Source organism: Microbacterium sp. cf046, assembly GCF_900114345.1.
GTDB lineage: Bacteria > Actinomycetota > Actinomycetes > Actinomycetales > Microbacteriaceae > Microbacterium.
This window is the reverse complement of sequence record NZ_FOZJ01000001.1, coordinates 1,037,007-1,057,908: the sequence shown is the minus strand read 5'-3', so window position 1 is coordinate 1,057,908 and position 20,902 is coordinate 1,037,007. Positions and strand designations below refer to the sequence as shown.

Below are 20,902 nucleotides of genomic sequence, written 5' to 3'. Positions count from 1 at the left end.
GGCGCTCAGCCGAAGACGTTGCGCCCCGGGGCGAGGTGCTCGCCGACCGCCGCGAGCGCACTGCGGGCGAGGCGCACGCGGTTGTCGTTCTCACGCACGATCTCACGGGCGAGCACCGGGTGCGCGCGCACCACGTCATCGAGCAGATGCACCGGGATCGTGAGCACCTCGAGCTCGGTGAGGGCGATGGCGCGAGAGATCGTCTGGGTGCGCGTCAGCGCGGTCAGCCCCACCGCGTCGTCCCGCCCGAGCTCGGTCACCTGGACCAGGCCCGCATCGGTCGGGATCCCGAGCATCACCCGGCCGGCGAGGATGTACCTGGTCGCGGTCGGGATCATACCGGGCCTCAGGATCACCTCGCCCTGGCAGAAGCGCTCCAGGCGAGCCGAGACGGCGAGCGCCTCGGCATCCTCCGGACGCAGGCTGAGGATCGGGGCGATCTGGTGCAGGGCGTCCTGCAGGCGGCCGGGAGTGTTCCACTCGTCGGTCACGTCCCCGTTCAGGTGCAGGTCGGCGCGGCGCGCGGCATACCAGAGACGCGTCGAGAAGGCGTCGAGCACCACATCCTTGTCCCCGGGGGACTGCAGCGGGATCGAGACCTGGAACTGCGCGCCGTCGAGGGTCGCGACGCTGGGGTCGCGGTCGGCGGAGACGAGCGGGATGTCGCGCGCGACATCGACCAGCAGCGCCCGCACCCGGGCCGGCGGATCATCGGTCGCGAACGAGAACGCGCGCTGGGCCGCGTACGGCTCCGGGCTGCGCGACAGGTTCGTGAACGATCCGCCCGCGAGCTCGGAGGTCGGCATGACCACGGTCCCGTTCCCGACGTCGAGGTGGATCGCCCGCCAGTTCACCTCGATGATCTGACCGCGCACGTCGCCGGTCTCGATCCAGTCGCCGAGCTGGAACGGCGCCTCGAAGATGAGGAACAGGCCCGACACCACGGAGCCGACCGCGTTCTGCAGCGCGAGGCCGACCACGATCGATGTGACGCCCAGTGCCGCGAAGATGCCGGCGACATCGGCGCCCCACACCCACCAGAACAGCAGGGCGATCCCGACGAGGATGAACACGAACCGGATCAGGTCGCTGAAGATCGTCGGGAACCGGTCGCGCCACGAGCCCTTCTCGGCGCGGTGGAACACGAGGTGGTTGATCGCGTTGATCACGACGAGGATCACGAGCAGCCCGAAGATCGTCGTGACGACCTTCGGCCAGGTGCCCTCGCCCTCCCACGCACCGGGCTGGCTGATCAGCACCAGCACGCCGGCGACCGGAACGAGGTAGTTGCGCACCATCAGCACGATCGGCGCGGCGCGGCTGCCGCGGCGCGCCATGGCGTTGTGCATCTCGGTGAGCCCGATCAGCAGCAGCGGGAGTCCGACCGAGACGATGACCGCCGGCCAGAACCAGGGCTGGGAGACGATGTCGGCCATCAGCCGGAGCCTTCGACCACCGGAACCACGGTCTCGATGCGCCACACCCGCTGGGTGCCGCTCTGCGTCGAGACGTCACCGGCCGGCGTGATCTGGACGGTGTCCGGGATGCGGTCGGCGACGCGCTGCGTGATGTAGATGCCCGGCTCGTCGGAGTCGCCCTGCACGCGGAACGCGAGGTTCACGGCATCCCCCCACATGTCGTACACGACCCGCGCCCGCCCGATGAGTCCGCTGGTGACCTGGCCCGAGTCCAGCCCGGCGCGAAGATCGAGTTTGACCCCCTGCTGCGCCGAGTAGCGCTCGAGGATCGTGTCGATCTCGATCGCGAACTCCACCGCGCGGCGGGCATTGTCCACGCGCGGGGTGCCCAGGCCGCAGCTGGCCAGATAGCTCTGCCGCGTCGTGCGCACGCGCTCGACGCCGAACCGCTCCGCAGCTTCGTCGAATGTGCGGATGAGGTCGTTGAGCTTGGCGACCGCCTCCTCGGAGGTCATCGACAGCGCCATCTCCTCGAAGCCGACGATGTCGGCGAAGATGACCGTGACGTCCTCGTTCTCCTGCGTGATGGCCTCGTCGCCGTGCTTGTACCGGTCGGCCATGCCCTCGGGCATGAACGAGAGGATGAGGTTCTCGTTCGCGCGCTCCTGCTCCTCGATGAGATTCGATTTGACCTGCAGGCTGCGGCTCATGTCGTTGAACGCCGTGGCGACGTCCGCCAGTTCATCGGAGGAGCCGGCATCGACCTGCACGCCCTCCTCGCCCGCGGCGATGCGCCGGGCCGCGGTCTTCAGTCGCCGCAGCGGCCGCACGAACACCTGCGCGAGCACGAGCGAGAGCAGGCAGACGAAGATGATCATCCCGGCGGTGGACAGGATCAGGTTGCGCGTGAAGTCCTCGACCGGGATGAGCGCTTCGGCCGAGGCCTCCTGCGCGACGATCACCCAGTTCAGTCCGTCGATGTTCAGCGGGGCGAACGCGGTGAGGCTGTCACGGCCGAGGTAGCTGTGCTCCAGCATCGTGCCGCTGTCGCCGGCGAGCGCGGCGGTCACCGCTGCGCCGCTCACGATCTGCTGCAGCAGCGTGTTGCCGTTCTGCACGCTCATCGCCGCCGAGTTCGGCGACAGACCTGCGGAGACGGCGGCATCCTCGTAGGCGGCGGGGTCGTCGACGAGTTCGCGCGAGATGGAGCGCATGAGTCCGTCGCGTCCGACGAGATAGGTCTCCCCGGTCGCGCCGAGGCCGTTGATCTGCCACTCGCCCGAGGCGGTCATCACCTCGTTGATGCGGTCGATCGGCAGCTCGATCGCGAGCGCGCCGACGACCTCGCCGTCCACGGCGACCGGGGTCACCGCCCAGCCCGCCGGATTGCCCAGGCTCGGGCTGTACGCGGCGAAGTCGGCGAGCACGACCTCGCCGACGATGTTGTGGCTCATCGACTTGCGGTACGCCTCCGACAGGTTCGAGAGGCGGTACGGGCCGTCGAGCAGGTTCGTGCCGAGGTCGACGCCCTTGAACGCGCTGTAGACCACATTGCCCTGCGTGTCGATCATGAGCACGTCTTCGAAGTCCTGCAGCTGCGTCATCGCCCGGAAGTAGTCGTGGTACTTCGCGTGCGCCGCCGACCAGGCACTGCCGTCGCCCGCGTCGTCGGTGAGGATCGCCTCTTCCCAGCTGTCGTAGGGGATCACGTACTTGGCCTGGAGGTACTTTGCGGCCGGGGTGCGCGGCGCGAAGCTCGCACCGTCCACGTCCTCCCCCGTCGCCTCCGACAGATCGGCGGCGAACTCGTCGCGGTAGTAGGCCGCCAATGCGGAGCTGTCGGCCGAGTCGACCGGCTGCTGGTCGAGCGCGGCGAAGCCTTCCGTGAAGGCGATCGCCGCCTGCTTGCTGGTCTCGTTCATCGCTCCGAGTCGCACGGCGTTCTCGATCGTCGAGAACAGCTGCGTGACCTCGCGCGCGCGGTTCTCACGGATCTCGACGAGCTTCTCGTACGCGATCGTGCGCAGCGCCTCGGTGCCGTTGACGTATCCGATGATGCCCACGACGATGCTCGAGAGCACGCTCACCGACAGCAGCATGATCAGCAGGATGCTGTAGATCGACAGACCGGCACGACGGCGGGCGCGCGGAGTGCCCACCCATTCGGTGGATGCCGGACTGGAGGCAGGCGCACCGGATGCCGCAACCGGCATGTTCGGTGCTGCCATCGTGCGCTCCCTGATGCGCTCTGCCCTAGCGGACGATGCCGCAGATCCCCAGACCCCCGGCCGTTCCCTGCTGCACAGAGGGTTCGCCCAGGATAGCCCCGCGCGTTCTCTCGGGCATAGAGCGCGCAGAGGGCCGTTGTGATACCGAAACCGCCGGCCGGACTAGAAGTGGCGCACGAGCGCCTGCTGGCGCTGCGTCGCGCGGAATCCGAGCCGCTCGTACAGCCGGTTCGCACCGGTCTTGCTCGCGGTGTCCACGTCGAGCACCGCCTGTTCGAGCCCGGCGGCACGGGCCGCCTCGAGCGTACGTGCGATGACAGCAGGCGCGAGGCCGCGGCCGCGCTGATCGCGGACCACGCCGATCAGGTCGATGTACGTGTTCGGGGCGCCCAGCGCCGCCCAGTCCTCCTCGTTCACCGACGCGAGGCAGAACGCCGCCACCCGGCCATCGACCAGAGCCAGGGTGGACAGGTCGGGGCGCAGGAACGGCCCGTTCACGAACTGCGCCCAGCGCTCCGCCGGACTCGGCAGGCTCCCCCAGTGATCGCGGAACGCATCGTTGCGGGCCTCGCGCACGTCCTCGGCCCGGTCGGGCGTGTACGCGACCAGGACCACGCCATCCCTCGCGTCCGGCCCCTCGATCGGCTCCGACAGGTCGCGCTGCATCGAGGTGAACCACCGCTCGGTGCGCAGCCCGAGCCGTTCGCCGAGGGTCGCGGCATCCGCGTTGCTCTCGTCGACGTACTGGAAGATCGCCGCATCGGCGCTCGACCCGGTCTCGATGAGCATCTCGGCGGCGCGCGCGTACAGCCAGCCGATCAGGGCGGTGCCGACGCCACGGCGACGCCGGTCGGGGTGCACCGTGCCCTGCAGGTATGCGTGCAGCGCGGCATCCTGGCTCGGATGCAGCATCGCCCAGCCCATCGCCGCGACGGATCCGTCCGGCGCGATCGCGAGCAGCGTGTCGCGCGCGACGTCGACGTGCGAGAGTTCGAACACGTCGGCGATCTCCTCGCGCGGGGTCACCCACGTCGGATGGTCGCGCCGATCGGATGCCGCGATCGCGGTGTGGATCGCATCGATGTCGGCGACCGTCGCCGGCCGGAACGCGACATCGGGATGCTGCGGCACGACCGGCGGCTGCGCATCGAGTCGCTCCGCCAGGGGCTTGTCGGCACTCATCCCTTCACCCTATCCAGCAGGAGCGGGGCGTCCCCGGACGCAGTGAGACCCGCGGGCCCCGAAGGGCACGCGGGTCTCACGGGTGCAGCTGTGGAGCGGCTCAGGCCTTCTCGGCGGCCTCGGCGGTGACCGCGGCCTCCTCGGCCTCGACGTCGTCCGCAGCGATCTCGGCGGCGGCGTCCGCAGCCTCGTCCGCCTCGACGACCTCGGCCTCGTCGGCCGGAGTCTCCTCGACCGGGGCTGCGGCCGGAGCGGCCTTCGCGGTCTTCTTGGCGCTCTTCGGCTTCGGGTTCACGGGCTCGAGGACGAGCTCGATGACGGCCATGGGGGCGTTGTCGCCCTTGCGGTTGCCGATCTTCGTGATGCGGGTGTAGCCGCCCTCACGGTCGGCCACCAGCGGCGCGATCTCGGTGAACAGGACGTGCACGACTTCCTTGTCACCGATGACCGACAGCACGCGACGGCGGGCGTGCAGGTCGCCGCGCTTGGCGAACGTCACGAGACGCTCCGCGAGCGGGCGAACGCGCTTGGCCTTCGTCTCGGTCGTGGTGATGCTCTTGTGCGTGAACAGGGCGGCCGCGAGGTTGGCCAGCAGGAGGCGCTCGTGGGCAGGACCGCCGCCGAGGCGGGGACCCTTCGTGGGCTTAGGCATTCTCAGTTACTCCAGTGTGGATTCTCGATCGGGGGATCAGACGGTCTCGTCGTCGTATCCGCCGTAGAAGTGCGCGCCGTCGAACCCGGGAACCGAGTCCTTCAGCGACAGGCCGAGCGAGATGAGCTTGTCGCGCACCTCGTCGACCGACTTCTGACCGAAGTTGCGGATGTTCATGAGCTGCGTCTCCGACAGGGCGACGAGCTCCGACACGGTGTTGATGCCCTCGCGCTTGAGGCAGTTGTACGAGCGGACCGACAGGTCGAGGTCCTCGATCGGCATCGACAGCTCGTTCGAGAGGACGGTCTCGACGGGTGCCGGGCCGATCTCGATGCCCTCGGCCTCGACGTTGAGCTCGCGCGCCAGACCGAACAGCTCGGTGAGGGTGCGGCCGGCCGAAGCGACGGCATCCCGCGGGGCGATCGAGTTCTTGGTCTCGACATCCAGGACGAGCTTGTCGAAGTCGGTGCGCTCACCGGCGCGCGTCGCGTCGACGCGGTAGCTGACCTTGAGCACCGGCGAGTAGATCGAGTCGATCGGGATCTGACCCGACTCGGCGTACTCGTTGCGGTTCTGGGTCGCCGAGACGTAGCCACGGCCACGCTCGATCGTCAGCTCGAGCTCGAACTTCGCGGTGTCGTTGAGCGTCGCGATGACCAGCTCGGGGTTGTGCACCTCGACGCCGGCCGGAGCCGAGATGTCGGCGGCCGTGACCTCGCCGGCACCCGTCTTGCGCAGGTACGCGGTGATCGGCTCGTCGCGCTCGCTCGAGACGACGAGCTGCTTGATGTTGAGGATGATCTCGGTGACATCCTCCTTCACACCCGGGATGGTGCTGAACTCGTGCTGGACGCCGTCCAGGCGGATGCTGGTGACGGCGGCGCCGGGGATCGACGACAGCAGGCTGCGGCGCAGCGCGTTGCCGATCGTGTAACCGAAACCGGGCTCGAGCGGCTCGATGATGAACCGGCTGCGGAACTCCCCGATCTTCTCCTCGGTCAGAGTGGGACGCTGTGCGATGAGCACTATGTGTTCCTTTCGATCACGTGTCCGCTATATGACACGTGCAGTGGGTGAGAGTGTTGAGTTTTTCTCAGGCGTGCCCTTGCGGGCCTGCTCGTCGGTGGTCGGGTCGGCGCGTGAGCGCCGTATCGAGACCCCGGCCGCTGCACGGCCTGCTCGACGCCGAAACGGGCTCGAGCAGGCCGCTGTGCAGCCGAGGGATGTCAGACGCGGCGGCGCTTCGGGGGACGGCATCCGTTGTGCGCCTGCGGCGTCACATCGTTGATGGAGCCCACCTCGAGGCCGGCGGCCTGCAGCGAACGGATGGCGGTCTCGCGGCCCGAACCCGGGCCCTTCACGAAGACGTCGACCTTCTTGACGCCGTGCTCCTGCGCCTGGCGGGCGGCCGACTCGGCTGCCATGCCTGCGGCGTACGGAGTCGACTTGCGCGAGCCCTTGAAGCCCACGCCACCCGACGAGGCCCAGCTGATGACGGCGCCGGCCGGGTCGGTGATCGAGACGATCGTGTTGTTGAACGTCGACTTGATGTGGGCCTGGCCCAGCGCGATGTTCTTCTTTTCCTTGCGACGCGGCTTGCGCGCGGCGGTCTTGGGTGCAGCCATGTTCTTGTTCTCCTAGCCGCGCCCTAGCGCGCCTTCTTCTTGCCGGCGACAGTGCGCTTGGGTCCCTTGCGGGTGCGTGCGTTGGTCTTGGTGCGCTGACCGTGCACGGGCAGGCCGCGGCGGTGGCGGATGCCCTGGTAGGAGCCGATCTCGACCTTGCGGCGGATGTCGGCGGCGACCTCGCGACGGAGGTCACCCTCCACCTTGTAGTTGCCCTCGATGTAGTCGCGCAGCTGGATCAGCTGGTCGTCACTGAGGTCCTTGACGCGGATGTCGGGGCTGATCTCGGTCGCTGCGAGGATGTCCTTCGAGCGGTTCGGACCAACGCCGTAGATGTACGTGAGGGCGATCACCACGCGCTTGTCGCGCGGGATGTCAACGCCGGCAAGACGTGCCATGCGGTTCTCCTGGGAGTGTTGTGGAGGTGTGGAGCAGGATCGGTGCCCGGGCCTCCAGCCCGAGGTGTCCCCTCCGAAGAGGATCTGGTCCTGCCGAGTATGTGTTCAGTTGTGGTGGTTCCGGATGGCGGGGGCACCGGCATCCGGAATGAGATCTGTGGACTAGCCCTGGCGCTGCTTGTGACGCGGGTTCGACTTGCAGATGACCATGACGACGCCGTGACGGCGGATCACCTTGCAGTGATCGCAGATGGGCTTGACGCTCGGGTTGACCTTCATTGTGTTTTCCTGTTCGCTGTCTTCACCGGGCAGGCCGAAGCCTGGGGTGTTACTTCTCGACCGGTCTAGCGGTAGCGGTAGACGATTCGGCCGCGCGTGAGGTCGTAGGGGCTCAGCTCCACGACGACGCGGTCCTCCGGAATGATGCGGATGTAGTTCTGCCGCATCTTGCCCGAGATCGTGGCGAGGACCTTGTGTCCGTTGCTCAACTCAACGCGGAACATCGCGTTGGGAAGCGCCTCGGAGATCACGCCCTCGATCTCGATGACACCGTCTTTCTTCGCCATACACTCGCTAACGCTCAGCAGACTGGTCGGTCTGCGTTTTGGGTGGGGTTCCGGTGCTTGGACACGCCGATGAAGGCGCAACGCACCAAGGATCAAGCATACGTGATAGTGGAAGCCGCGGCAACTTGAGCCGGTCTGGGCCCGGCCCCTCTCCCCTTTCGGGGCGAAACCACCCCTTTTCGCCGAATCCACCCACGATTGTTCGACTGATTGGGGTGGTTTCGACGAGCAGGGGTGGTTTCGACGCGGTGGCGTCGGTCTCTCAACGCGTCGGCAGGATGCCGAACGAGGACAGCCGCGACCCGAGGGCCTCCGCGGTCGCCACGTGTTGCATCCCCCAGCGGACGAATCGGCGCTGCGACCGACCGCGGATCCAGTCCTCACGATGCTTCTCACGCATGATCGCCTGATCGGGGGTTCGGCCATCGAGCAGGTCTGGATCGGTGTACTTGCCGACCCCGTCGAACTCCCCCCACGCCCCGACGTCATCGAGCCCGAAATCGATCAGCCATTGCTCACCATTCGGTCCGTCGAAGGGAACCTGCAGGCGGGGCGCAGCGAACCCCAACTCAACGAGGTAGAGGCGACTCACGCTCTCGCCCGGCAGTTCCGCGCGACCATCCGCGAACCTTGCGAGCCATCGTGCCTGACGGATGCCTCGCGCGCCGACCGAACGCGCGATCCGCCCGAGCAGGCTGGCGCGCCAAGCGTCGGCGGCATCGTCGTCGTATCTCCCTCGGCGGGAACCCGCGGCGACCAGCCGCATGGCCGCATCAGCCAGCGCAACCGCCGCCTCCTTCGACTGTGTGCGGATCATGTCGTAGACCGTCCGCTCGAGAGACGTGCACGGCAGGCCGGCGATGACGACACGATCCTCGTCGTCGACGGCCACGGCATGGTGCGCGAGGCCCGCCTTCGGACGAACGACTCCATCCGTGCGGGGGCCGCTCGTGTGCACAGGACTCGGTGGCATGCGAAACAGGGGCAGCCCCCACGCGACAGCCGCCGAGGCGTGCGAGAACACCACATCGCCGCCCTTGCGGGCCCTGTCCGCGGCGAGCACCGCGAGCAGATGCCGCTCCTCGGCGCGCGCAGACTCCCAGTCCTGCCGCGTCACGAATGCTCCGGTGTGAAGTCGCCGCAGCCGACCGTCTCGAAGGCTGCGCTTGAGTTGAGATTCCCTGATTCCGCTCGCGAGGAGCTCGTGCCGTGTGAGGATCTTGGTTCGGGTTTCGTCGATGCGCACGCGGCCATGGTCGTGGCCGTGCGGAGCGCGCGGCATCCGATCCTCGGATCTGTGAATCCGGCGCGCGGCGCATCGGCCTGTGGAGAGGTTCTCGCGCACCCCGCTCTGCGGACGAAACCACCTCTTTTCGTCGAGCCCACCTCAAATGGCGCGACCTAGGCGCGTGGTTTCGACGAGAAGGGGTGGTTTCGCCGAGGAACGACCCAACGACCCAGCTAGCCAGCGGGCCCACGACCGGCGGATGCCGCGGCTGCGGCATCCGGAACCCGTGACCGCTACTCGAAGAGGCTCGCCAGATCCGCGGGCTCGGGCAGGGTCGAGTTCGCGATGACCTCGCCGTTGATCGCGATCGTCGGCGTGCCGATGCCGCTCGCGCCGGGCGCGATCGGCGTCTTGTCGGTCATCGTGGTCACATACGACGAGTACTCGCCGTCGTTGACGCACGAGTCGATCTCGGTCACGCCCACGCCCGCGGCGATCGCGAGGATCTGCTCGTTCGTCAGACCGGTCGAGCCCTCCTCGGGCTGGTTGGCGAACATCGCCTGCATGAACGGCACGGCGGCGGCACCGTCGGCTGCGGCGACGCAGTACATCGCGTTCGCTGCGCGCGTCGAGTACTCCGTGCCCGATGAGGCTCGGTCGAGGATCGAGATCGGGTGGATGTTGAGGGTGATCGTGCCGTCGTCCACCAGGCCGCTGATCGCCTCGCCGTAGAGCTGCTCGAACTGGTTGCACACCGGGCACATGAAGTCGATGTACGTGTCCATCGTGTTCTCGCCGTCGCCGACCACGATCGCGCCGGTCTCGACGTTGATGTTCGCGGCCTCCGGCGTCGGCCCGGGCGCGGGGTTGCTCGCGCTGTTGTTCATCCAGACCACGAGGGCGGCGACCAGCACGAGAACGACGACCACCGCGACGCTCACCCAGATCGCGAACCAATTCGTCTTGCGCGCAGTGGCAGCCATCACGTTTCCTATCCGATCTCGCGCGGAGTGACACCGAAGGGTGCAAGACCCGCGGCGCCGCCGTCGGGCGCCGTCAGCACCCAGATACCGCCATCATGCACGGCGACGCTATGTTCCCAATGTGAGCCGGCTGTGCCGTCGATGGTCGAGACGGTCCAGTCGTCGTCCTCGACGAACGTGGCCTGATCGCCGATCACGACCATCGGCTCGATCGCGACCGCGAGTCCGGGGCGCACTTCGGCACCCGGGTCGGCGACCCGGTAGTTGAAGACCGACGGCGACTCGTGCATCTTGCGGCCGATGCCGTGACCGACGTACTCGCGCAGGATGCCGTACCCGTGGCCCGCCCCGTCGATGTAGTCCTGCACGGCCGTTCCGACCTGGCCGAGGTGCCGGGCGGTGGCAAGCGCCGCGATTCCGGCCCAGAGCGACCCTTCGGTCACCCGCGACAGCTCGGTGCGCTCCGCGACGACGTCGGGCCGCGCGTCATCGGGCACCACCACCGTGAACGCGGAGTCGCCGTTCCAGCCCTCGAACTCGGCTCCGGCGTCGATCGAGACGATGTCGCCCGGCTCCAGCGCGCGCGAGGACGGGATGCCGTGCACGACCTGCTCGTTCACCGACGCGCAGATCGTGTGCCGGTATCCGCGCACCATCTGGAAGTTCGACTTCGCCCCTCGACCGACGATGACCGCGGATGCCGCCTCGTCCAGCTCGAGCGTGGTGACACCCGGGGCGATCAGCCGGCGCACCGCGTCGAGCGCGGCGGCCGTGATCAATCCGGGCTCGACCATCGCCCTCAGCTGAGCGGGCGTCTTGTAGATCGACCGACGCCCCGGAAGCAGAGGACTCACGAAACGGACTCCGCCACGTCAGGCAGCGGCGGAGCGCATCAGGCCGCGCCGCTCGAGCGCGGCGATGACCCGGTCGGTGATCTCATCGAGCGTGCCCACGCCGTCGATCTCGTCGACGATGCCGCGTCCGCGGTACACGTCGAGGATCGGCGCGGTCTCGCGCTCGTAGATCGCCAGGCGGTTCGCGATGACCTGCTCGGTGTCGTCCGCACGCCCCTGCTCGGCGGCACGCTGCGTGAGACGCTCGATGCTCTCCTCGCGCGGGACGACGAGTTCGATGACCGCGTCGAGCTCCTCGCCACGGCCGGTGAGGAACGCGTCGAGATCGGCGACCTGGCCGAGGTTGCGGGGGTAGCCGTCGAGCAGGAAGCCGCTCGCGGCATCCGGCTGCGAAAGACGGTCGGCCACGACGGCGCTGGTCAGCTCGTCGGGGACGAGGTCGCCTGCCTGGATGATCGCGGTGACCTGGGTGCCGAGATCGGAGCCGCTGGCGACCGCCGCGCGGAACATGTCGCCGGTCGAGATCGCCGGGACGCCGAACGCGTCGGCAATCCGGATCCCCTGCGTTCCCTTGCCGGAGCCCTGGGGCCCGACGATCAGCAGCCGCGCACTCTGCACCGCGGTCATCGCAGGAGTCCTTCGTAGTGACGCTGCTGCAGCTGGGCGTCGATCTGCTTCACGGTCTCGAGTCCGACACCGACGATGATCAGGATCGAGGCGCCGCCGAACGGGAAGTTCTGGTTGGCGCCGACCGCCGCGAGGGCGATGAGCGGCAGCAGGGCGATGAAGCCCAGGTACAGCGCACCGGCCAGCGTGATGCGGGTGAGCACGTAGTCGAGGTACTCCGCGGTGGGACGACCCGCACGGATGCCGGGGATGAAGCCGCCGTACTTCTTCATGTTGTCGGCGACCTCGACCGGGTTGAACGTGATGGCGACGTAGAAGTACGTGAAGCCCACGATCAGGAGGAAGTAGATGAACATGTAGAGCGGGTGATCGCCCTTGGTGAGGTACTGCGAGACCCACGCGACCCAGCCCGGCGCGTCCTGGCCTGCCTGCGGCTGGTTGAACTGCGCGATGAGGGCGGGGATGTACAGCAGCGACGAGGCGAAGATGACGGGCACCACGCCGGCCATGTTGACCTTGATCGGGATGTAGGTGTTGGTGCCGCCGTATGTGCGCCGGCCGACCATCCGCTTCGCGTACTGCACCGGGATGCGTCGCTGCGACTGCTCGACGAAGACCACCAGGGCCACCACCAGGATGCCGACGCCGAGCACGAGGAGGAAGACCTCGAAGCCCTTGGTCTGCCAGATCGCCCACATCGACGCGGGGAAGGCCGCCGCGATCGAGGTGAAGATCAGGATCGACATTCCGTTGCCGATGCCCTTCTCGGTGACGAGCTCGGCGAACCACATGATGAGGCCGGTGCCGGCGGTCAGCGTGATGATCATCAGCAGCTGCGCCCACCACACGTCGTTGGTGAGCAGCTGCTCGCACTCCGGGATGCCGGTGGTGCCGAACAGTTGACCGCTGCGGGCGACGGTGACGAGCGTCGTCGACTGCAGCAGCGCGAGTGCGATCGTCAGGTAGCGGGTGTACTGCGTCAGCCGCGACTGACCTGCCTGACCCTCCTTGTAGAGGGTCTCGAAGTGCGGGATCACGACGCGCAGCAGCTGCACGATGATCGTCGCCGTGATGTACGGCATGACGCCGAGGGCGAAGATCGACAGCTGCAGCAGCGCGCCACCTGAGAACAGGTTGACCAGCGACAGGAGTCCCTCGGTGCCGGCGCTCTGCTTGAGGCAGGACTGCACGTTGGGGAAGTCGACGAAGGGCGCGGGGATGTGCGCGCCGAGGCGATACAGGGCGATGATCGCCAGAGTGAATGCGATCTTCCGACGAAGGTCGGGTGTACGGAAGACCCGCGCGATGGCGCTGAACAAGAGGATGCCTCCAGAGGGGATGCCGACGCGCAACGGGGCGCATCAACCTCCAGGGTAACTCAGCGGGGGTCGGAGCATGCTCCGACCCCCGCTGGGTGTGACTACTTGACGGATCCGCCCGCGGCGACGATCTTCTGCTCGGCGGAACCCGAGACCTTGTCGACCGCCACGGTGAGCTTCACATCGATGTCGCCGGTGCCGAGCACCTTGACCTTCTCGTTCTTGCGAACGGCGCCCTTGGCGACGAGGTCGACGACGGTGACGTCGCCGCCCTTCGGGTAGAGCTCGGCGAGCTTCTCGAGGTTGACCACCTGGTACTCCACGCGGAACGGGTTCTTGAACCCGCGCAGCTTGGGGGTGCGCATGTGGAGGGGCATCTGCCCGCCCTCGAAGCCGGCCTTGACCTGGTAGCGGGCCTTCTGACCCTTGGTGCCACGACCGGCGGTCTTGCCCTTGGAGCCCTCACCGCGACCCACGCGGGTCTTGGCGGTGTTGGCGCCCGGGACGGGACGCAGGTGGTGCACCTTCAGGACGCCGGGACGCGTTGCCGCAGCATCCGCCTTCGGCGCGGCCTTCTTGGCCGGAGCCTTCGCGGCGGCCTTGGCCGGAGCCTTCTCCGCCTTGTCGGCAGAGTCGGCCTTGGCTGCGGAAGCCTTGGCCGGAGCCTTCTTGGCGGCGGGCGCCTTGGCGGCGGCGGCCTTGGCCGGAGCCTTCTTCGCCGGTGCCTTCTTCTCGACGACCTCTTCGGTCGCCTTCTCAGCCTTGTCGGCCATTAGTCGATCTCCTCAACCTTCACGAGGTGGGCGACGGTCTTGACGTATCCGCGCGTCTGCGCGTCGTCGGGACGGACGACCGAGTCGCCGATCCGCTTCAGACCGAGGCTGCGCAGCGTGTCACGCTGGTTCTGCTTCTCGCTCACCTTGGACTTCGTCTGTGTGACCTTCAGTCGGGCGGCCATCAGGCACCTACCTTCGCAGCAGCGGCGGCGTCGGCCTCCGCACGAACGAGACGGGCGGGGGCGACCTGGTCGAACTCGAGTCCGCGACGCGCGGCGACCGCACGGGGCTCCTCGAGCTGCTTCAGGGCCGCGACGGTCGCATGCACGATGTTGATCGTGTTCGACGAGCCGAGCGACTTCGACAGGACGTCGTGGATGCCGGCGCATTCGAGCACGGCACGCACGGGACCGCCCGCGATGACACCGGTACCGGCAGCGGCGGGGCGCAGCAGCACCACACCGGCGGCGGCCTCACCCTGCACGGGGTGCGGGATGGTCACGCCGACGCGGGGCACGCGGAAGAAGTTGCGCTTGGCCTCTTCGACACCCTTCGAGATCGCGAGGGGAACCTCACGAGCCTTTCCGTAGCCGACGCCCACGACGCCGTTGCCGTCGCCCACGACCACGAGGGCCGTGAAGCTGAAGCGGCGACCGCCCTTGACGACCTTCGAGACGCGGTTGATCGTCACGACGCGCTCCAGGAACTGGCTCTTGTCTGCGTCACGCGAACCGCGGTCGCGGTTCGGGTTGCGCTCACGGCCGCCACGGCGGGGCTCGCGCTCGCGCTCGGGCGCCGCCTCGGTTGCAGCCGTCGCCTCGGGCGCGGTCTGCACGGCATCCACTGCCACTTCGGTCTCCTTGATTTCACTCACAGGTTCAGTCCCCCTTCGCGGGCGCCGTCGGCGATCGCCGCGACACGGCCCGCGTAGCGGTTGCCACCGCGGTCGAACACGACATCCTCGATGCCGGCGGCCTTCGCGCGCTCGGCGACGAGCTCGCCGACCTTGTGCGCCTTGGCGGTCTTGTCACCGTCGAACGAACGCAGGTCCGCTTCGAGGGTGGATGCCGATGCCACGGTGTGACCCTTGGCATCGTCGACGACCTGGACGAACACGTGGCGCGCCGAGCGGGTGACGACGAGCCGCGGACGCAGCTCGGTGCCGACGACCTTCTTGCGAAGGCGGGCGTGACGACGCGAACGTGCGTCTGTCTTCGACTTCACAGCCATGGTTACTTACCAGCCTTTCCGGCCTTGCGCCGAACGACCTCGCCGGCGTAACGCACACCCTTGCCCTTGTAGGGCTCGGGCTTGCGGATCTTGCGGATGTTCGCAGCGGCCTCACCGACGGCCTGCTTGTCGATGCCGGCCACGGTGACCTTGTTGTTGCCCTCGACCGTGAACGTGATGCCGGCGGGCGGCTCGACGAGCACGGGGTGCGAGAAGCCGAGGGCGAACTCGATCGAGCCGCCCTTCTGAGCGACGCGGTAACCGGTGCCGACGACCTCGAGGCCCTTCGTGTAGCCCTGCGTGACGCCGATGATGTTGTTGTTGATCAGGGTGCGGGTCAGTCCGTGGAGCGAGCGCGACTCGCGCTCGTCGTCGGGACGGCTGACGACGACCTGACCTTCCTCGATCTTGACCTCGATGGGGCGCGAGACGGTGAGCGCGAGCTCACCCTTCGGGCCCTTGACTGCGACATCCTGGCCGTCGACCGTGATGGTCACGTCCGCGGGGATGTCGATCGGAAGACGTCCAATACGCGACATGTCAGGTCACCACACGTAGGCGAGGACTTCCCCACCCACGCCCTTCTGCTCAGCCTGGCGGTCGGTGAGAAGACCGGAGGAGGTGGACAGGATGGCGACGCCGAGGCCACCGAGGACCGTGGGGATCTCGGTCGACTTCGCGTACACGCGCAGGCCGGGCTTGGAGACGCGCTTGATGCCGGCGATGGACCGCTCGCGGTTCGGGCCGTACTTCAGCTCGAGGGTGAGGGTCTGGCCCACGCGGGCCTCCTCGACCTTCCAGGAAGCGATGTAGCCCTCGCGCTTGAGGATCTCGGCGATGTGGGTCTTGAGCTTGGAGCTGGGCAGCGACACGGAGTCGTGGTGCGCCGAGTTCGCGTTGCGCAGACGGGTCAGCATGTCTGCGACCGGGTCTGTCATTGTCATGAGTTGTTTCCTTTGTTCATTCGGTTTCGACTGCCGTTACACGACAGCCGACCTGCTATGACGTTCTGTTATGCGTTCTCTTCGGTGCGGAACGGGAAGCCCAGTCCGCGCAGAAGCGCGCGGCCCTCGGCATCCGTCTTCGCCGTGGTGACCACGGTGATGTCGAAACCGCGGACGCGATCGATCTTGTCCTGGTCGATCTCGTGGAACACCGACTGCTCCTGCAGACCGAACGTGTAGTTGCCCGTGCCGTCGAACTGCTTCGGCGACAGGCCGCGGAAGTCGCGGATGCGGGGCAGCGCGAGCGAGACGAGACGGTCCAGGAACTCCCAGGCGCGGTCGCCACGGAGCGTGACGTGCGCGCCGATGGCCTGGCCCTCGCGGAGCTTGAACTGGGCGATCGACTTGCGCGCCTTCGTGACGACCGGCTTCTGGCCGGTGATCTTGGTGAGGTCATCGACCGCGCCATCGATCACCTTGCTGTCGCGAGCTGCCTCGCCGACACCGGTGTTCACGACGACCTTGACGATCCGGGGGATCTGGTTGACGTTCACGTAGCCGAACTCGTCCTGGAGCGCTTTCGCGATCTCGGACTGGTACTTCTGCTTCAGGCGCGGCTGGATCTTGCCAGCCGGCGCGGCAGTGGTGGTGCTCATCAGAGGTCCTTGCCTGACTTCTTCGCGTAGCGCACGCGGACGGTGCGCTTCACGCCGTCCTTCGTCTGCTCCTGGATCCGGTGGCCGACACGGGTCGGCTTCTTGGTCGAGGGGTCGACGACGGCGACGTTGGAGATGTGGATGGGGGCCTCGAAGGTCTCGATGCCGCCCGTCTTGGTGCCGCGCTGGGTCTGGCCCACGCGGTTGTGCTTCGTGACGTAATTCACGCCCTCGACGATGACGCGGTTCTGCTCGGCGAGGACCTCGAGGACCTTGCCCTGCTTGCCGCGGTCTCCGCCGCGCTCGGGCTTGGAGCCCGCGATGACCTGAACCAGGTCACCCTTCTTGATCTTCGCCATGACTAAATGACCTCCGGCGCCAGCGAGACGATCTTCATGAACTTCTTGTCACGAAGCTCGCGACCGACCGGTCCGAAGATGCGGGTGCCGCGGGGCTCCCCGTCGTTCTTCAGGATGACGGCGGCGTTCTCGTCGAACTTGATGTACGAGCCGTCGGGACGGCGCGTGGACTTGACGGTGCGGACGATGACGGCCTTGACCACATCGCCCTTCTTCACGTTGCCACCGGGGATCGCGTCCTTGACGGTCGCGACGATGGTGTCACCGAGACCGGCGTAGCGGCGCTTCGAGCCGCCGAGCACGCGGATGGTGAGCAGCACCTTGGCGCCGGTGTTGTCGGCAACCTTGACTCGGGATTCCTGCTGAATCATGTCTTACTCCTTGGGTTCCAAGCAGGCCGGGGCCTACTTGGCCTTCTCGAGGATCTCGACCAGGCGCCAGCGCTTGGTGGCGCTCAGCGGGCGGGTCTCGTTGATGAGGACGAGGTCGCCGATGCCGGCCGAGTTGCTCTCGTCGTGCGCCTTGACCTTCGATGTGCGGCGGATGACCTTGCCGTACAGCGGGTGCTTCACGCGGTCCTCGACCTCGACGACGATGGTCTTGTCCATCTTGTCGCTGGTCACGTAGCCGCGGCGGGCCTTGCGGTAGCCACGGGCGTCGGCGTCGCGCACGTCGTGCGCGGACGACTCGTGACCCTTCGCCTCGACGGGCGCCTCGACGACGGCCTCAGCCTTGGCGGCGGCCTTCTTCGGGGCGGCGGCCTTCTTGGGCGCAGCCGGCTTCTTCTCAGTGGTCTCAGCCATTACTCGGCCTCTTCCTTCACGGCCTCGTCGGCGGCATCCGCCTTCTTGGCCTTCGTCTTCTTCGCCTTCGTCGCGACCTCAACGGGAGCGGGAGTGGCACGGATGCCGAGCTCGCGCTCACGGATCACGGTGTAGAGCCGCGCGATGTCGCGCTTGACGGCGCGGATGCGACCGTGGCTCTCGAGCTGGCCGGTGGCCGACTGGAAGCGCAGGTTGAACAGCTCTTCCTTGGCCTTGCGCAGCTCCTCGACGAGGCGCTGGTCTTCGAACGTGTCGAGCTCGCTCGGAGCGAGCTGCTTGGTGCCGATCGCCATTACGCGTCGCCCTCCTCGCGCTTGATGATGCGTGCCTTCAGGGGCAGCTTGTGAATGGCACGGGTCAGGGCCTCACGAGCGAGCTGCTCGTTGACGCCGGCGACCTCGAAGAGGACGCGACCCGGCTTGACGTTCGCGACCCACCACTCGGGCGAACCCTTACCGGAACCCATGCGGGTCTCGGCGGGCTTCTTGGTCAGCGGACGGTCGGGGTAGATGTTGATCCACACCTTTCCACCGCGCTTGATGTGACGCGTCATCGCGATGCGAGCGGACTCGATCTGACGGTTGGTCACGTAAGCGGGCGTGATCGCCTGGATGCCGAACTCACCGAACGACACCTTCGTGCCACCGGTGGCCTGACCCGAGCGGCCGGGGTGGTGCTGCTTGCGGTACTTGACCTTGCGGGGGATAAGCATCAGGCAGACGCTCCTTCTGCGACGGGGGCATCGTTGCGCGGGCCACGGCGACGGTCGCCACCGCGGTCATCGCGACCACGGGGTGCCTTCGGAGCGTTGGCCTGCTCGCGAGCGAGTTCCTTGGCGGTGAGGTCGCCCTTGTAGATCCAGACCTTCACGCCGATGCGGCCGAAGGTGGTCTTAGCCTCGTAGAAGCCGTAGTCGATGTTCGCGCGCAGGGTGTGCAGGGGCACACGGCCTTCGCGGTAGAACTCCGAACGGCTCATCTCGGCGCCGCCGAGGCGGCCGGAGACCTGGATGCGGACGCCCTTGGCGCCGGCGCGCTGAGCACCCTGCAGACCCTTGCGCATCGCGCGGCGGAATGCCACGCGGGCGGAGAGCTGCTCGGCGATGCCCTGGGCGACCAGCTGAGCGTCGGCCTCGGGGTTCTTGACCTCGAGGATGTTCAACTGGATCTGCTTGCCGGTGAGCTTCTCGAGGTCGGTGCGGATGCGCTCGGCCTCGGCGCCGCGGCGACCGATCACGATGCCCGGGCGGGCGGTGTGGATGTCGACGCGGACGCGGTCGCGCGTGCGCTCGATCTCGATGTTGCTGACGCCCGCGCGGTCGAGGCTCGACTGCAGGAGCTTGCGGATCTTGATGTCCTCGGCCACGTAGTCGGCGTAGCGCTGTCCGGGCTTCGTCGAGTCGGAGAACCAGCGCGACACGTGGTCGGTGGTGATGCCGAGGCGGAAGCCGTACGGGTTTACCTTCTGGCCCATTACTTGCTCGCCTTCTTGGTCTTGGCTGCCGGGGCGGCGTCGGCCACCTCAGGCGTTGCGAGCACGACCGTGATGTGGCTCGTGCGCTTCTTGATCTGGAACGCGCGACCCTGGGCGCGGGGCTGGAAACGCTTGAGCGTCGTCCCCTCGTCCACGTACGCGTTCGCCACGTACAGGTCCTGCTCGTCCAGGTACTCGCTGTCCTTGTCGGCCTTGACACGAGCGTTCGCGATCGCAGCTGCAACCAGCTTGTAGATCGGCTCGCTCGCGCTCTGCGGCGCGAACTTCAGGATGGCGAGGGCCTCCTGGGCCTGCTTGCCCTTGATGAGGGCGACGACACGACGAGCCTTCTGAGGGGTCACGCGGATGTGTCGCACACGTGCGATGGACTCCACCATTTCTCTCTCCTCCTCAGTCGCCTAGCGGCGACGGCCCTTCTTGTCGTCCTTCTCGTGGCCGCGGAAGGTGCGGGTGGGCGCGAATTCGCCCAGTTTGTGGCCGACCATGGTCTCGGACACGAACACAGGGATGTGCTTGCGACCGTCATGGACGGCGATCGTGTGGCCGAGCATGGCCGGAACGATCATGCTGCGACGCGACCAGGTCTTGATCACGTTCTTGGTACCGGCTTCGTTCTGAACGACGACCTTGCGGAGCAGGTGCTCGTCGACGAAGGGGCCCTTCTTAAGACTGCGTGGCATCTTCCTCTACTCCTACTTGCGCTTCTTGCCGGCGTTGCGACGACGGACGATGTACTTGTCGCTTTCCTTGTTGGCGTGACGCGTGCGGCCTTCCTTCTGGCCCCACGGCGTCACCGGGTGACGTCCACCGGACGTCTTGCCCTCGCCACCACCGTGCGGGTGGTCGACCGGGTTCATCGCGACACCGCGGACGGTCGGGCGGATGCCCTTCCAGCGGTTGCGGCCGGCCTTGCCCCAGTTGATGTTCGACTGCTCGGCGTTGCCGACCTCGCCGATCGTGGCGCGGCAGCGCGCGTCCACGTTGCGGATCTCGCCCGAGGGGAGACGCAGCTGGGCGTACGGGCCGTCCTTGGCGACCAGGCGCACACCGGCGCCGGCCGAACGGGCCATCTTCGCGCCGCCACCGGGGCGGAGCTCGATCGCGTGGATGACGGTACCGGTCGGGATGTTGCGCAGCGGCAGGTTGTTGCCGGGCTTGATGTCCGCGGACGGACCCGACTCGACGATGTCGCCCTGCGACAGCTTGTTCGGCGCGATGATGTAGCGCTTCTCGCCGTCCGCGTAGTGCAGCAGCGCGATGCGCGCGGTGCGGTTCGGGTCGTACTCGATGTGAGCGACCTTCGCGTCGATGCCGTCCTTGTCGTTGCGACGGAAGTCGATCACGCGGTACTGGCGCTTGTGGCCACCGCCGATGTGGCGGGTGGTGATGCGACCCTGGTTGTTGCGACCACCGGTCTTGGACAGCGGGCGGAGGAGCGACTTCTCGGGCGTCGATCGGGTGATCTCAGCGAAGTCCGCCACCGACGAGCCGCGGCGACCCGGAGTCGTGGGCTTGTACTTGCGAATTGCCATTGTTCTC

Annotated in this window: 30 protein-coding genes; all 30 read right to left on the bottom strand. The window is 67.5% G+C overall.

The features are described from left to right. Window positions 1–5: 5 nt before the first annotated feature. A complete protein-coding gene (locus BM349_RS04850; RefSeq protein ID WP_091703744.1) occupies window positions 6–1,436 on the bottom strand; it encodes a mechanosensitive ion channel domain-containing protein in 1,431 nt (476 codons plus the stop codon). Then, complete coding sequence (locus BM349_RS04845) at window positions 1,436–3,646, bottom strand: adenylate/guanylate cyclase domain-containing protein (protein ID WP_091703740.1); 2,211 nt, start codon at window positions 3,644–3,646, stop codon at window positions 1,436–1,438. Before BM349_RS04845 ends, BM349_RS04850 begins: the two co-directional genes overlap by 1 nt. Window positions 3,647–3,808: 162 nt before the next feature. Next, window positions 3,809–4,828: a GNAT family N-acetyltransferase gene (locus BM349_RS04840; RefSeq protein WP_091703737.1), complete on the bottom strand. Its 1,020-nt coding sequence runs from the start codon at window positions 4,826–4,828 to the stop codon at window positions 3,809–3,811. Window positions 4,829–4,928: 100 nt separating this feature from the next. Further along, window positions 4,929–5,480 (bottom strand): 50S ribosomal protein L17, encoded by a 552-nt coding sequence (gene rplQ, locus BM349_RS04835; RefSeq protein WP_091703733.1) that lies wholly within the window; start codon window positions 5,478–5,480, stop codon window positions 4,929–4,931. Between the two features lie 36 nt (window positions 5,481–5,516). After that, a complete protein-coding gene (locus tag BM349_RS04830; RefSeq protein ID WP_091703730.1) occupies window positions 5,517–6,506 on the bottom strand; it encodes a DNA-directed RNA polymerase subunit alpha in 990 nt (329 codons plus the stop codon). A gap of 200 nt (window positions 6,507–6,706) precedes the next feature. Continuing rightward, complete coding sequence (gene rpsK, locus BM349_RS04825; RefSeq protein WP_091484780.1) at window positions 6,707–7,105, bottom strand: 30S ribosomal protein S11; 399 nt, start codon at window positions 7,103–7,105, stop codon at window positions 6,707–6,709. A gap of 23 nt (window positions 7,106–7,128) precedes the next feature. Then, a complete protein-coding gene (gene rpsM / locus BM349_RS04820; RefSeq protein ID WP_091703727.1) occupies window positions 7,129–7,503 on the bottom strand; it encodes a 30S ribosomal protein S13 in 375 nt (124 codons plus the stop codon). A gap of 162 nt (window positions 7,504–7,665) precedes the next feature. After that, the gene (rpmJ, locus tag BM349_RS04815; RefSeq protein WP_056224002.1) at window positions 7,666–7,782 is read right to left on the bottom strand and encodes a 50S ribosomal protein L36; all 117 of its coding nucleotides are present in this window, start codon (window positions 7,780–7,782) and stop codon (window positions 7,666–7,668) included. A 65-nt stretch (window positions 7,783–7,847) separates the two neighbouring features. Then, window positions 7,848–8,069 carry a translation initiation factor IF-1 gene (gene infA / locus BM349_RS04810; protein ID WP_017201569.1) on the bottom strand — a complete coding sequence of 74 codons (222 nt, stop codon included), beginning with the start codon at window positions 8,067–8,069 and terminating at the stop codon, window positions 7,848–7,850. Window positions 8,070–8,331: 262 nt separating this feature from the next. Further along, window positions 8,332–9,315 carry a hypothetical protein gene (locus tag BM349_RS04805; protein ID WP_139230883.1) on the bottom strand — a complete coding sequence of 328 codons (984 nt, stop codon included), beginning with the start codon at window positions 9,313–9,315 and terminating at the stop codon, window positions 8,332–8,334. A gap of 275 nt (window positions 9,316–9,590) precedes the next feature. Continuing rightward, window positions 9,591–10,280 carry a DsbA family protein gene (locus tag BM349_RS04800; protein ID WP_091703717.1) on the bottom strand — a complete coding sequence of 230 codons (690 nt, stop codon included), beginning with the start codon at window positions 10,278–10,280 and terminating at the stop codon, window positions 9,591–9,593. A gap of 8 nt (window positions 10,281–10,288) precedes the next feature. Further along, a complete protein-coding gene (gene map, locus BM349_RS04795) occupies window positions 10,289–11,134 on the bottom strand; it encodes a type I methionyl aminopeptidase (RefSeq protein ID WP_302848246.1) in 846 nt (281 codons plus the stop codon). Window positions 11,135–11,152: 18 nt separating this feature from the next. Then, the gene (locus tag BM349_RS04790) at window positions 11,153–11,761 is read right to left on the bottom strand and encodes an adenylate kinase (RefSeq protein ID WP_091703710.1); all 609 of its coding nucleotides are present in this window, start codon (window positions 11,759–11,761) and stop codon (window positions 11,153–11,155) included. Further along, window positions 11,758–13,080: a preprotein translocase subunit SecY gene (gene secY, locus BM349_RS04785; RefSeq protein WP_091704957.1), complete on the bottom strand. Its 1,323-nt coding sequence runs from the start codon at window positions 13,078–13,080 to the stop codon at window positions 11,758–11,760. The genes BM349_RS04790 and secY overlap by 4 nt, the downstream gene beginning before the upstream one ends. Before the next feature lie 101 nt (window positions 13,081–13,181). Next, window positions 13,182–13,853, bottom strand: a complete 672-nt coding sequence (rplO, locus tag BM349_RS18850; RefSeq protein ID WP_091703706.1) for a 50S ribosomal protein L15 — start codon at window positions 13,851–13,853, stop codon at window positions 13,182–13,184. Continuing rightward, window positions 13,853–14,038 carry a 50S ribosomal protein L30 gene (gene rpmD / locus BM349_RS04775; RefSeq protein WP_039402995.1) on the bottom strand — a complete coding sequence of 62 codons (186 nt, stop codon included), beginning with the start codon at window positions 14,036–14,038 and terminating at the stop codon, window positions 13,853–13,855. The genes rplO and rpmD overlap by 1 nt, the downstream gene beginning before the upstream one ends. Next, window positions 14,038–14,691 carry a 30S ribosomal protein S5 gene (gene rpsE / locus BM349_RS04770; protein ID WP_302848248.1) on the bottom strand — a complete coding sequence of 218 codons (654 nt, stop codon included), beginning with the start codon at window positions 14,689–14,691 and terminating at the stop codon, window positions 14,038–14,040. The genes rpmD and rpsE overlap by 1 nt, the downstream gene beginning before the upstream one ends. A 35-nt stretch (window positions 14,692–14,726) precedes the next feature. Further along, the gene (gene rplR, locus BM349_RS04765; RefSeq protein WP_091703698.1) at window positions 14,727–15,086 is read right to left on the bottom strand and encodes a 50S ribosomal protein L18; all 360 of its coding nucleotides are present in this window, start codon (window positions 15,084–15,086) and stop codon (window positions 14,727–14,729) included. Window positions 15,087–15,088: 2 nt separating this feature from the next. Beyond that, on the bottom strand, window positions 15,089–15,625 hold the full coding sequence (rplF, locus tag BM349_RS04760; protein ID WP_091703695.1) for a 50S ribosomal protein L6: 537 nt from the start codon (window positions 15,623–15,625) through the stop codon (window positions 15,089–15,091). 6 nt (window positions 15,626–15,631) lie between these two features. Then, window positions 15,632–16,030: a 30S ribosomal protein S8 gene (gene rpsH / locus BM349_RS04755; protein ID WP_091703689.1), complete on the bottom strand. Its 399-nt coding sequence runs from the start codon at window positions 16,028–16,030 to the stop codon at window positions 15,632–15,634. Between the two features lie 68 nt (window positions 16,031–16,098). Then, window positions 16,099–16,686: a 50S ribosomal protein L5 gene (rplE, locus tag BM349_RS04750; protein WP_091703685.1), complete on the bottom strand. Its 588-nt coding sequence runs from the start codon at window positions 16,684–16,686 to the stop codon at window positions 16,099–16,101. Further along, window positions 16,686–17,045: a 50S ribosomal protein L24 gene (rplX, locus tag BM349_RS04745; RefSeq protein ID WP_091703681.1), complete on the bottom strand. Its 360-nt coding sequence runs from the start codon at window positions 17,043–17,045 to the stop codon at window positions 16,686–16,688. Before rplX ends, rplE begins: the two co-directional genes overlap by 1 nt. 2 nt (window positions 17,046–17,047) lie before the next feature. Beyond that, window positions 17,048–17,416: a 50S ribosomal protein L14 gene (rplN, locus tag BM349_RS04740; protein WP_091703678.1), complete on the bottom strand. Its 369-nt coding sequence runs from the start codon at window positions 17,414–17,416 to the stop codon at window positions 17,048–17,050. A gap of 33 nt (window positions 17,417–17,449) precedes the next feature. Continuing rightward, window positions 17,450–17,848 carry a 30S ribosomal protein S17 gene (gene rpsQ, locus BM349_RS19025; RefSeq protein ID WP_175525189.1) on the bottom strand — a complete coding sequence of 133 codons (399 nt, stop codon included), beginning with the start codon at window positions 17,846–17,848 and terminating at the stop codon, window positions 17,450–17,452. Beyond that, the gene (gene rpmC / locus BM349_RS19020; RefSeq protein WP_091703674.1) at window positions 17,848–18,162 is read right to left on the bottom strand and encodes a 50S ribosomal protein L29; all 315 of its coding nucleotides are present in this window, start codon (window positions 18,160–18,162) and stop codon (window positions 17,848–17,850) included. The genes rpsQ and rpmC overlap by 1 nt, the downstream gene beginning before the upstream one ends. After that, complete coding sequence (gene rplP, locus BM349_RS04725) at window positions 18,162–18,581, bottom strand: 50S ribosomal protein L16 (protein WP_005050509.1); 420 nt, start codon at window positions 18,579–18,581, stop codon at window positions 18,162–18,164. Before rplP ends, rpmC begins: the two co-directional genes overlap by 1 nt. Next, on the bottom strand, window positions 18,581–19,342 hold the full coding sequence (gene rpsC, locus BM349_RS04720; protein WP_091703669.1) for a 30S ribosomal protein S3: 762 nt from the start codon (window positions 19,340–19,342) through the stop codon (window positions 18,581–18,583). The genes rplP and rpsC overlap by 1 nt, the downstream gene beginning before the upstream one ends. Then, window positions 19,342–19,740, bottom strand: coding sequence for a 50S ribosomal protein L22 (gene rplV / locus BM349_RS04715; protein WP_091703665.1), 399 nt, complete (start codon window positions 19,738–19,740; stop codon window positions 19,342–19,344). Before rplV ends, rpsC begins: the two co-directional genes overlap by 1 nt. Window positions 19,741–19,761: 21 nt before the next feature. After that, a complete protein-coding gene (gene rpsS, locus BM349_RS04710; RefSeq protein WP_091703661.1) occupies window positions 19,762–20,043 on the bottom strand; it encodes a 30S ribosomal protein S19 in 282 nt (93 codons plus the stop codon). Between the two features lie 12 nt (window positions 20,044–20,055). Continuing rightward, window positions 20,056–20,895, bottom strand: coding sequence for a 50S ribosomal protein L2 (gene rplB / locus BM349_RS04705; RefSeq protein ID WP_091703658.1), 840 nt, complete (start codon window positions 20,893–20,895; stop codon window positions 20,056–20,058). Window positions 20,896–20,902 lie beyond the last annotated feature (7 nt).